The organism is Shinella yambaruensis, assembly GCF_022899355.1.
GTDB lineage: Bacteria > Pseudomonadota > Alphaproteobacteria > Rhizobiales > Rhizobiaceae > Shinella > Shinella yambaruensis.
The window spans coordinates 25,199-35,066 of the sequence record NZ_JALJCK010000027.1 but is presented as its reverse complement, the minus strand read 5'-3'; the positions used below and the strand labels follow the sequence as shown (position 1 = coordinate 35,066).

Annotated in this window: 9 protein-coding genes; 1 reads left to right on the top strand and 8 read right to left on the bottom strand. The window is 67.9% G+C overall.

The features are described 5' to 3' along the window. The first annotated feature begins 429 nt into the window (after positions 1-429). The gene (locus tag MUU56_RS32165) at positions 430-1,614 is read left to right on the top strand and encodes a hypothetical protein (RefSeq protein WP_245083188.1); all 1,185 of its coding nucleotides are present in this window, start codon (positions 430-432) and stop codon (positions 1,612-1,614) included. Between the two features lie 4 nt (positions 1,615-1,618). On the opposite strand, the gene MUU56_RS32160 is transcribed toward MUU56_RS32165, so the two are convergent. The 8 genes from MUU56_RS32160 to MUU56_RS32125 are packed head-to-tail and all read right to left on the bottom strand — an operon-like array spanning position 1,619 to position 9,800. Continuing rightward, the gene (locus tag MUU56_RS32160) at positions 1,619-2,632 is read right to left on the bottom strand and encodes a succinylglutamate desuccinylase/aspartoacylase family protein (RefSeq protein ID WP_245083185.1); all 1,014 of its coding nucleotides are present in this window, start codon (positions 2,630-2,632) and stop codon (positions 1,619-1,621) included. Between the two features lie 25 nt (positions 2,633-2,657). Beyond that, on the bottom strand, positions 2,658-3,002 hold the full coding sequence (locus tag MUU56_RS32155) for a RidA family protein (RefSeq protein WP_023514656.1): 345 nt from the start codon (positions 3,000-3,002) through the stop codon (positions 2,658-2,660). Between the two features lie 26 nt (positions 3,003-3,028). Further along, complete coding sequence (locus MUU56_RS32150; RefSeq protein WP_245083182.1) at positions 3,029-4,342, bottom strand: alanine racemase; 1,314 nt, start codon at positions 4,340-4,342, stop codon at positions 3,029-3,031. After that, positions 4,335-5,291: an amidohydrolase family protein gene (locus tag MUU56_RS32145; protein ID WP_245083179.1), complete on the bottom strand. Its 957-nt coding sequence runs from the start codon at positions 5,289-5,291 to the stop codon at positions 4,335-4,337. Before MUU56_RS32145 ends, MUU56_RS32150 begins: the two co-directional genes overlap by 8 nt. Continuing rightward, entirely contained in the window at positions 5,288-6,244 is a 957-nt protein-coding gene (locus MUU56_RS32140) for an ABC transporter permease (protein ID WP_398433245.1), read from the bottom strand. Before MUU56_RS32140 ends, MUU56_RS32145 begins: the two co-directional genes overlap by 4 nt. Further along, positions 6,226-7,191, bottom strand: coding sequence for an ABC transporter permease (locus MUU56_RS32135; RefSeq protein ID WP_245083173.1), 966 nt, complete (start codon positions 7,189-7,191; stop codon positions 6,226-6,228). Before MUU56_RS32135 ends, MUU56_RS32140 begins: the two co-directional genes overlap by 19 nt. Continuing rightward, on the bottom strand, positions 7,188-8,696 hold the full coding sequence (locus MUU56_RS32130; protein ID WP_245083170.1) for a sugar ABC transporter ATP-binding protein: 1,509 nt from the start codon (positions 8,694-8,696) through the stop codon (positions 7,188-7,190). The genes MUU56_RS32135 and MUU56_RS32130 overlap by 4 nt, the downstream gene beginning before the upstream one ends. A 33-nt stretch (positions 8,697-8,729) precedes the next feature. After that, complete coding sequence (locus MUU56_RS32125; RefSeq protein WP_245083167.1) at positions 8,730-9,800, bottom strand: ABC transporter substrate-binding protein; 1,071 nt, start codon at positions 9,798-9,800, stop codon at positions 8,730-8,732. Positions 9,801-9,868: the final 68 nt, after the last annotated feature.

Genomic DNA, 9,868 nt, shown 5'->3' with positions numbered 1-9,868 from the left:
GTAGCCGGTAATCGCGGCGACAATGCCGCGGGTCGATTGGCACGATACGGTCAGCACATAGGTCTTCATCGGTTCGTCTCTCGCGTTCGGCCGATGCGGAGGGCTGGCACCGGCGGATCCCCTTTCATACGCCGCATGGACGGCTTGGCGCATATTTCAGGCCGCTTGCCTTCGCGCAAGCCCCTGCAATGGCGAGAAGCTACCCCCGCTCTTGCAAGGAATCCCTCCGGTTCGCGACATTCAGTGCGTCGAAAATACCAACGGGGCCATTCCGGCGCGCGGCGGAAGCGCCCGGAGCATCCGGCCTGATGGACGCAACCGGCGGATTCTTTCAGCAATGCAAGCCGTGCGGCACCGAATCGAAAATCCTTCTGGACACTATTATGGACAGATGTTCTATAAAATGGACAGATTCGCCGGGAGCACGCCATGCATCTTTCCATGTGGACCTATCCCTGGGACATCCAGGACCAGGGATTGCAGGCGTTCGCCGCCGATCTTTCCGGCCGCGCCGGCCTCAACACGGTGAGCCTTGCGACCGCCTACCATGCCGGCCGCTTCCTCCAGCCGCGCAGCCCGCGGCAGAAGGCCTACTTCCCGGAAGACGGCACCGTCTATTTCCGGCCGGACGAAGCGCTGTGGCAGGGCAAGGAAATCCGACCCCTGATGGCGCAGAACGTCACTGACCGCGGCGACATGCTGGACGCGCTGGCAAAAGCGCGCGCGACGACCGGCCTTGCCGTCTCCTGCTGGACGGTCTGCCTGCACAATACCCGCCTCGGCATGCTGCATCCCGATCATGTGACCCGCAACGCCTTCGGCAATGCCAACCACTACAATCTCTGCCCCTCCAGCCTAGCGGCGCGCGACTATGTCGTGACGCTGGTGCGCGACATCACGGTGAACCACAGGCCGGACATGCTGGAGCTGGAAAGCCCCAACTTCATGGGCTTCGCCCACGAATACCACCATGAGAAGGACGGCGTCGGCCTCAATGCCGAGGACGACTTCCTCCTGTCGCTCTGCTTCTGCGACCATTGCACCGCCCGCGCCCGGAAGGCCGGCATACCGGTGGACGGCGCGCAGGAAACGGTGGCGCGTTTCATCGCCGAACTGTGCGAGCGTGCGGTGCCGGAAAAGCAGTTCCCCGATTTCCCCGCCGCCGGCATCGACGCCTTCCGCGATCACCCCGAACTGCACGCCTTCCTCGCCTGGCGCACCGAGCCGGTGACGAGCCTGATCGGCGAGATCAAGGCGGCCGCCGACCCGGCGACGCGCATCGTGCTGATCGACCTGAAGGACGGCTGGCTCGGCGGCGTCGACCTCGAAGCGGTCGGGAAGCTCTGCGACGGCGCAATCCTCTGCTGCTACGACATGGCGCCGGAGGCCGTCGGCGACGTCATCCGCACCGGCCGGGCGATGCTCGGCCCGGACAAGTTCCTGGGTCTGGGACTGCGCGTCTTCTATCCCGAGGTCGATGGCCCGGCCATCCTTGCCGCCCGCGCAAAGGCCGCCGTCGAGGCCGGCGCCGACGGCGTGAATTTCTACAATTACGGGCTCATTCCGGCAAAGCGCCTCGACTGGGTGAAGGAAGCCGTCGGCGCGATCACCTGAGAGCTCAGCCGTCGATCGGCTCGGCGACCTGGATCAGGCAGTCGCCGGCCTGGCTGTCGCAATGCAGCCGGTGCGAGATGACGATGCCGCTTTCGGCAAAGTGCAATTCCTCTTCCGGCTGCTCCAGCCGTTCGAGATCGTGATACCAGCCGGCAAGATCGCCCGCCGAGACGGTCGTGCCGAGCGGCACGGCGGGCTCGAACCAGCCGCGCCGGTCCGCATAGATGCCCTGGCTGTGCCGCGACAGCGACAGGAGCTGCAGGGCCGGCGGCGCCGCAAGAGGGGCTCGCGACAGCACCGGCTCTTCCGCAATGCCGAGTGCCATGAGCAGCCGATCGATCGCTGCCGCCGTGAACGCCATGCTCTCCGGCGTCACCGTGCCGCCGCCGCCGAATTCGCCGGAAAGGCCGATCGTGCCGGCCCGACCCGCCGCGCCCATCGAGGTCGGCGCCGCCGGTCCGTTGTCGGCGATGAAGGCATGCGCGGCGCCCATCGCCCGCATCAACGCGACCGAGCGCGCAAAGCGCGCGGCATCCGCCTGCCGCTCGATCAGCGTGCAGGGCAGATGCGCCATGGAGGTGCCGCCCGAATGCAAGTCGAGTACCGCGTCATGGCGCGGAAAGAGATCGTGTTCGAGGAAATGCGCCAGCCGCGCCGTCGGCGTGCCGGCCGGATCGCCGGGAAAGGCGCGGTTGAGATTGCCGCCGTCGAAGGGCGAGCAGCGCCGCGCCGCCATCACCGCCGGCAGGTTGGCCATCGGCAGGATGGTGACGGCGCCGCGGATTTTCTTGATGTCGAGCCGGCGCATCAGCCGCCCGAGCTGGAGCTCGCCCTCGTATTCGTCGCCATGATTGCCCGCCATCAGCAGCAGGCTCGGCCCCTCGCCGTTCTTCAGCCGCAGGATGGGGATGCGGATCTGGTAATAGGGCGAGCGGTCGATCGAATAGGGGATGGCGAGATGCCCGGCCTGCCGGCCGTCCCGGGAAAGATCGATCGGATTGACGAGGCCGCTGTGCATGGTGGCTCCAGTTCGGGCGGGGGTGTCAGAGCGCGGCGACGGCGGTCATTTCGACGCGCAGGTCCGGATCGGCAAGGCGGGCCTCGACGCAGGCGCGGGCCGGCGGGTTTTCGGGATCGATCCAGGCATCGTAGACGCCGTTCATCGCCTCGAAATCGACGATCGCCGGCAGGAAGACATTGACGGCGAGCAGTTTCGAGCGATCCGTGCCGGCTTCCTTCAAAAGGGCATCGATCTTGCCGAGCACGTCGCGCGTCTGGTCCTCGAGGCCGGCCTTGCGGTTCTCCGCGACCTGGCCGGCAATATAGACGAGCCCGCCATAGCTGACGGCCTGGCTCATGCGCGAACCCTTCTGGTAACGCTGGATCATGGGTATTTCCTTTCTTCTTGGGAGGATCAGCCGAAGCTGGTGGGATAGGCCGCCGTAACCGTGTGATCGGGGGCAAGGCCATAGAGGATCGCGTGCCGGTCGAGGCAGGTGCAGGGATGCGAGATGCCGAACTCGACCACGTCGCCGATACGCACATCGCTGCCGGCGGGAAGCGAAACAAAGGCATGCTGGTCGTTGAGGCGGAGCACGCCGGCCCCGGCAAGGCGGCCAAGCGGCGCGCCGTCGCGATAGAGCGCCAGCGGCCGCGGCAGGCCCTGGTCCATCGCGACATCGCGCAGGCCCATGCCGCAGATCGCGAGGCCCGGCTCGGGCAGCGAGAGCACTTCGGCCCAGACCCGCAGCGCCGGCCTGAAGCCGCTGCCGGCCGAGCGGACCTGCCCGCCGAAGCGGAAGCCCGCGCGGGCATCCAGCCCGGCAAGGCCGCGCTCGTAGACGCCGTGGTCATGGAAGAAGATCGCGCCGCTGCGCAATACGAGCCGGCTGTCGGGATCGGCGGCGACGGCGGCGGAGAGGCCGGCTACCACCCGGTCGAAGAAGACCGAGCCGCCCGCCGTGACGATCAGCGGGCGCGCATCGCCAACCCGGGTGCGGACCTCTGGCAGGAAGGCCGCCGTCATCGCCACCAGCCCGTCGATCCGGCGCAGGGTCTCTTCCGCGTCCGCCGTTGCGGCGGCGCCCTCATAGGTCGCGATGCCGGTGAGCCGGAAGGCGGGCGTTTCCGCGGCAAGGATGGCATCGAGGATCGCGCCCGCCGCTTCGGCGCTGCGTGTCCCGGCACGGCCGGCGCCGAGCTCGACGAGGAGGCCGAGCGGCGGGAGACCCTTGCGCCCCTGCCAGGCGGCCCGCAGGGCTTCGACCAGATCGACCGAATCGACGAAGACGTTCAGTTCCGCATCGGGATGGTTTGCGGCAAGCGCCGCGAGCCGGCGCGCGGCCGCCGCACCGCCGATCTCGTTGGCGAGGATCAGCCGGCGCTGGCCGGCCTTCAGTAGCACGGCGGCCTGGCGGATATCGGCCACCGTGGTGCCCCAAGCGCCGGCCGCGAGCAGCGCGCCGGCGAGCGCCGCCGACATCGGCGTCTTCGCATGGGGCGCGATGGCAATACCGTGATCGCGCACATAATCCATCATCAGCGCGACATTGCCGGCAAAAGCCTCCCGGTCGAGCGAGATCAGCGGCAGGGCCATCGCGCCGTCATAGGGCTTCCAGCCCTGCTCCCCGATAGCATCGAGCGGCAGGGCCGACTGGCCCGGCGGAAAGCCGCGGATACGGTCGTCGATCACCGGATTGTCCGGTCCGGTCACGGAAAGGTCAGGCATGGTTTCCTCCCTTGGCCGCGACGGGATCGGCGATCCCGAGGCGATAGGTGTCGTTGGCGGTCGTGAAGAAGAGGGCGCGCTGTTCATCGAGCGACAGCGGCCCGGCCGCGGCGCGAAAGACGGCGTAGATCGCGTCGAACGAGGCGTGCAGGCCGGCGACGGGAAAATCGCTGGCGAACATCGCCCGGCGAGGGCCGAAACAGGCGAGGCAATGCTCGATCACCGAATGCAGGCTTTCCGGCGTCCAGTCATTGTCATAGGCGACGAGGTCGGAAATCTTCAGCCGCACATTCGGCTCGCGGCCAAGCGCCGCAAGGCCATCACGCCAGAGCGCCATGCCCTCCGCGCTGCGATCGGCCGGGCTGCCGCCATGGTTCAGCACGAAGAGCGTCTGCGGAAAGGCGCGCACGAGATCGAGCGCCTCGCCCATCTGCCAGGGATAGAGCATGAGGTCGAAGACGAGATCGTGCCGGGCGAGATGGGACAAGCCGGCGCGCCAGGCGGGATCGGCCATGCGGTGGGCGCGGGAGGCGAAGCTCTTTGCCGGCTCCGGATGCCAGCTGACGATATCGCGGATGCCGGCGACATCGGGATTGGCCGCCTCCGCCTCGATCAGGCGGGCAGCGTCCGGGCTGTCGAGCGGAACGCGGGCAACGCAGCGCTTCGCGACGCCGGACGTCCGGTCGAGACCGGCGAGCCAGCGGCTTTCCTCCAGCGGATGGGCGTCGGACCAGCCGGCCTCGACATGCACGCTGGCCACCACGTTCTGGTTCGCCGCATCCCGGCGGTAGTCTTCCACGCCGTAGTCCTGCAGGATCGGCGCGAGGCTGCCATAGACCATTTCCCCGCCCTCCGTCCGCGCCTTTTCCAGCCAGGGGTGACGCTTCAGCGAAAGGTCCCAGAGGTGATGGTGCGGGTCGATCACCGGCCCGTCATAGCGCACCGTCATCGCCGCGCCTCGCGGCCGGAGATGAGCAGAAGCGCGAGGATCAGCGAACCGAACATGATGGAGCGCCAGCCCGGCGAGGCATTAACGACGGTGATCAGCGCCGTGGTGGTGACGAGCAGGATGGCGCCGGGAATGGTGCCGGCATAGGTGCCGCGCCCGCCGAGGATGGAGGTGCCGCCGAGAACGACGGCGGCGATCGACATCAGGAGATAGGGATCGCCGATGCCGACATAGCCCTGCCGGTTCATGCCGAGCACCAGGATGCCGGCAAGCCCGGCGAAGAAGCCGGACAGCGCATAGAGAAGCAATGTGTTCCTGGCCACGCTGACGCCGGAAAGCCGCGCGGCCAGCGGATTGGCCCCGAGCGCGAGGAAGCGCGCGCCGAGTGGCATGCGGTGGATGATGAGGAGCACGACGACCGAGACGACGATCCAGAGGAGGATGCCGGCGGGAATGCCGAGGGGACGGGCCTGGCCGAGCAGGATGACCGCCGGATTGCTGACGGTGACGGCGCTGCCGCCCGCGACGATGACGAGCAGCCCCTGGAGAAACGTCGCCATGGCGAGCGTCATGATGATCGGCGGCACGCGCAGATAGGCCGCGCCCGCCCCGTTGAGGAGGCCGATGCCGGTGGCGAGGGCAAGGGCGAGCACGATGCCGACGAGGCCGGTCGGGTCGGCGGCCGGCGAGATCAGCGGCAGCAGGATCGCCGTGACGGTGATGACCGCCCCGACGGAGAGGTCGATGCCGCCCATCAGGATGACCAGCGTCTGCCCGGCTGCGACGATGCCGATGACGGCGGCAAGCTCCAGCAGATAGCGCAGGTGCCCGTAGGCGCCGAAACCGCGCAGCGTGAGGCTGGCGACGAGCCAGACGAGGGCCACCAGGAGGAAGGTCAGGAGCGGCGGATTGCGGAACACGGCTTTCACGGCCTTCATCGCCTTGCCCTCCATTGCTTCAAGAGTTCCGGTACCGCCACGGCACCGACGATGATCAGGCCTTGCGCGACATATTGCGCGACCGGCGGGAAACCGAGGAAGAACATGACGTTGATCATGACCGAGAGCAGCAGGCTGCCGCAGATCGCGCCGCGCATCGTGCCCTTGCCGCCGAGAAAACCGACGCCGCCGAGCACGGCGGCCGCGATCGAATTCAGCGTGAAGGGCGTGCCGATGACCGGATCGCCCGAGCCCGTCTGCGCCGCGACGAAGAGGCCGGCCAGCGCCGCCAGCAGGCCGGACAGCGCGAAGGCGACGATCTTCACCCGCTCGACCGGAACGCCGGAGCGGAAGGCGCCGATCGGGTTGTCCCCGGCGGCATAGATGCCGATGCCGAGCGGCGTCGCCAGGAACGCCTTCCAGGCAAGGAGGATGGCGACGAGCAGCAGGAAGGCGACCGGCGTGTGGCCGGCCAGCGTCGTCGACAGCCAGTCCGGAATGAAGCCGCCCGGACGCGGCAGGAGGATCAGCGCGACGCCGGTGATGATGAAGGAGCCGGCCAGCGTGACGATGATGGCCGGCAGCCGCAGATGCGCCACGATGGCGCCGATGACGGCACCGATGGCAAGGCCGGCAAGCGCGACGGCGAGGATGCCGCCGGGAACGCCCAGCGCGCCGCCCATGGTCGTCGCCGCGATCACCGCGCCGAGGCTGACCAGCGGGCCAATGGCAAGCGTGATGCCGCCGTTCAGCATCAGGAGCGCCTGCGCCATGGTGACAAGTGCCAGCGGGAACCAGTTCTGCGTGAACTTGGAAAAGCCGCTGACGGAGAGGATGCCGGGAAACAGCACCGCATAGAGGACGAGGAAGGCGGCGACGACCAGGTAGAGGCCGCCGAGGCCGCGATTGCGGCCGCGCTGGATGGCCCCGTAAAGCCAGCCGGAGGACGGAATGGCACTCATGCGGCCTCTCCCTGTTCGTGGATGCCCATGGCGGCGCCGACGATGGCCTCCTCGCTGATCGCCGCGCCGGAAAGCCGGGCCGCGACGCGCCCCTCGCGCAAAACGACGACGCGATCGCACAGATGCACGAGTTCCGGCGTATCGGAGCTGGCGAGGATGACAAGCCGCCCTTCGGCAGCAAACGCGCGCAGCATGAGGTAGATCTCGCGCTTGGTCTCGATATCGACGCCGCGCGTCGGATCGTTGAGCAGCAGGATGGACGGATCGAGCGGCAGCCACTTGGCGAGCGCCACCTTCTGCTGGTTGCCGCCGGAGAGCGCCTGCACCGGCCGGGCGACGTCGCCCTTGATCGTCAGGCGCCGCGCCAGGTCGGCGATCAGCCCGGCCTCCGCCGCGCGGTCGCGAAAACCGCGGCGGGCGAGCCGGCCGAGCGAGGGCAGGATGAGATTGGCGGCGATGGAATGGGGCAGGACCAGCCCCTCATGTTTGCGGTCCGCCGGCACATAGACGATGCCCGCGGCATTCGCCTCGCCGACGTGGGCGGGCAGGCGGGGAAGGCCGGAGACCTCGGCATGGTCAGCCCTTGCGGGAATGGCGCCGTAAAGGCCGAGCAGCAGGTCTTCCTGCCCCTGCCCGACGAGGCCGCCGATGCCGACGATCTCGCCGGCGCGGGCGGAAAAGCCGATCTCGCGCACGAGGCCGGCCGAGAATTTTTCGACACTGATGCGCGTCGCGCCAGGCGCGGCGAGCGGGCGCGGCGGGAAGAGATCGCCCGTCTCGCGGCCCACCATGAGGCGCACGAGCCCCTCGCCGTCGATGCCGGCCAGCGACTGGTCCGCGGTGACGCCGCCGTCCTTCAGCACGGTGACATGGGCGCAGAGCGCCTGCACCTCGTTGAGCCGGTGGGAGATGTAGAGGAGCGCCGTGCCGCGGTCGCGCAGCGTCCCGATGAGGCGGGCGAGAATGCCGGCCTCATGCGCGGAAAGCGAGGAGGTCGGCTCGTCGAGGATCAGCACGCGCGGCTTGCGGAACAGCGCCTTGGCGATCTCCACCATCTGCCGGCGGCCGAGCGAAAGATCGGCGACCGGCATGTCGACCGGCTCGGTGAGCCCCACCATGGCGCAGACCTCCCGCACGCCCTTCTGAAGCGCGGCATAGTCGATGAGGCCGAAACGGCGCGGAAAGGCGCCGAGCCCGATATTCTCGGCGATCGACAGGTCGGCAGTCAGGCTCAGCTCCTGCTGCACCACGGCAATGCCCGCGGCGCGGGCGGCGGCCGGGCTGAAACGCCCGACCGGCCGGCCATCGACGAGGATGGCGCCGCTGTCCGGCTGGAGAGCGCCGGAAAGGAGATTGATCAGCGTGGATTTTCCCGCGCCGTTCTCCCCGAGCAGGGCATGGACCCTGCCCGGATGAAGGGCGATGTCGACGCCCTTCAGAACGGGGTTGCCGAAAAACCCCTTGAACACCTGCCGGGCCTCCAGCAGGGGCCTTGTTTCCGTCATGACGGCATCCTTCGCGGGATTACTGGCGCGGGATTACTGGGCGAGCAGCTTGTCGAACAGCGCCTTGTCGTAATCCGAGTAGATGTAGCCGTCGGCCGGGAACTGGTCCGCGCGGGCGAGGTAGGTGTCGATGGTGCTGTCGTCGATGACGGGCAGCGGCACCTTGACGAAGGCCGGCACGTCCTTGCCTTCCAGCGCCTGCACGGCCGTGTAGACCGAGAGCGCGCCGAGCCAGTTCGGCTGCATGGTGGCCCACCCCTTCAAGCCCTTTTCCTTCCACAGTTCGAGGAACTGGCGGGCATTCTCGCCGGTGATCGGCACCTGCTCGCGGCCCTGGCGGTCGAAGGCCATGACGGAACCGGCCGAGATCGCGCCGCCGAGCGAGAGCACGCCGTCGATTTCCGGATTGACGAAGAGCAGGCTGGTCATCGCCTCCTGCGCCGGCGCGACGTTGTATTCCGTGTTGGTTTCGGTGATGATTTCGAGGTCCGGATTGGCGTCGAGCACCGGCTGGGCGCCCTTGCGGCGGTCATCGCTGACGGAAATCCCGGCCGGGCCGTTCATGACGATGATCTTGCCCTTGCCGCCGAGCTGGTCGGCAAGCCACTTGGCAGCGCCCGCGCCCCATTCGCTGGAATCGGTGTTGATCTTCGCCGTCACCTTGTCCGTGTTGACGAGGCTGTCGAAGTTCACCACCGCGATACCCTTGTCGCAGGCATCCGAAATGACGCGGTCGAGCGCGTTGGAGGAGCCGGCGATGACCACGATCGCATCGACATTGGCGTCGATCATCGACTGGATGTGCTGGATCTGCGTCTGGGCGTTGCCCTGCGCGTCCGTGATCATCAGGTCCTTCACGAGTCCGGCCTTCTTCAGCTCCTCGACCTCGGCAGCAATCGTGCCTTCGGTCTGCTTCATCCAGGTCGGCACCGAATAGATGTTCGCCCAGCCGACCGTATAGGGCGCCTTGCGGTCGCCCTTGATGCAATTGGCGGCGGCCGAAGCGCTGCCGGCCGAAAGGGCAAGGATGGCCGCAGCGGCGGCGGCGCCCGCGAGAAGGCGGCTGCGCCGCGAAACGGTCGGGCTGTTTTCAAGCGTTTTCATGTCGTTCCCCTTTTTGCGGCAGCAGATACGGGCTTGCCATCCGTCAATGTCCAATATATTGAACATAT